Source organism: Pseudomonas sichuanensis (assembly GCF_003231305.1).
Lineage (GTDB): Bacteria > Pseudomonadota > Gammaproteobacteria > Pseudomonadales > Pseudomonadaceae > Aquipseudomonas > Aquipseudomonas sichuanensis.
The window spans coordinates 1-413 of sequence record NZ_QKVM01000148.1 but is presented as its reverse complement, the minus strand read 5'-3'; the positions used below and the strand labels follow the sequence as shown (position 1 = coordinate 413).

Below are 413 nucleotides of genomic sequence, written 5' to 3'. Positions count from 1 at the left end.
CCGCACCTGGTGCTGTCGAGCCCCGCCGGCATCGCCCTGACCACCCCCGGCCCCAACCACCTCACCAGCGGCAGCCACCTGGCCCTGAGCAGCACCGGCCACACCAGCATGTCCGCCGGCAAGCGCCTGCTGGCCAGCGCCAGCCAGGGCATGCGTTTCTTCGTGCAGAGCCTGGGCTGGAAGCTGGTCACGGCCTCCGGCGACATCGACATTCGCGCCCTGAAGGACAGCATCAACCTGCTGGCCAAGCTCGACATCACCGCCAACGCCGACCGCATCCTGCTCAAGGCCAAGACCGAGCTGGTGGTGCAGGGCGGCGGCAGCGCCACCACCTACAACGCCGCCGGCATCACCCACGTCACCAGCGCCAACTACACCGCCAAGGCCGCGCAGTTCGCCCATATCGGCGCGGC

General features: G+C 69.7%; 1 protein-coding gene. It reads left to right on the top strand.

The window, feature by feature from the left end:
* The coding region (locus DM373_RS28485) for a DUF2345 domain-containing protein (RefSeq protein WP_157966917.1) at positions 1–413 on the top strand (413 nt) is incomplete at both ends.